A 940-nucleotide genomic window follows, 5' to 3' on the forward strand; every position below is an offset into this window, starting at 1 on the left:
GATTTAAGAAGAAAAGCTGCTGAATATGTAAAAAATTTAACGTTGATATATTTGCAATTGTTATATTCTTCCATATATGATAAACTATAATTCATACTAAATATATTAGAATTAGCAANNGAACAAAGATTTTATTACCATTTTCTAAACCTATTCATTTATTTGGAATGGGTATACATTAATAATTCCACTATCAATATATTTAGGTTTTGATATATTGTGAATTCAGCTTCATATATATTATTTGCTAAGGATAAGAGAATATTAACACCATATGGTACATTTAGATATGATGAAATAAAGGACTTTTATATTGAAACAAAAAACAATATATATCATATAGAAGAAATAAAAGATTATAGTAATGAAGAATTAATAAGAATATTAGCTGAACATAATTTATATAGTTTAATTAAAGAAATTGAAATTACAANNNNTGCGATAAAGAATGAATATTTAACAGATTTAATATTAATTAAATCACATACCCACTATTCATTATATAAAGCAACAAAATTAATTTTAGAGAAATATTATAATTATTTAAAATCTTTAGAACCAATAAGAAAAAGATCTGGAATATTTTATGGAGTGGAATTAAATGAAATTAGAGTAGATGTTAAAAGAGCATTAGAAAGAATAAATGAAAGNGTTGATAAAAGGGATTTGNNNATATATTTGATTATGTATATCCATTTAATTCATTTAAAAATGTAAAATGAATATATATGAAAAATTAACAAAAAGAGAAATTAGAAATTCAAAAAAATTCAAAAGAAATTCAAACATAAATATAATTGCATTAGAATCAAATACAAAAGATTNTGTTTTGGATATAATAGAAAAAATAGATAGAAAATACAATAAGGGATTTAAAATTAATTTAAATATATATAAAAAAATTGAAGAAATTGAAATAAAAGAAAACTCAATATTAATA

This window comes from Candidatus Nanopusillus massiliensis, assembly GCF_920984865.1.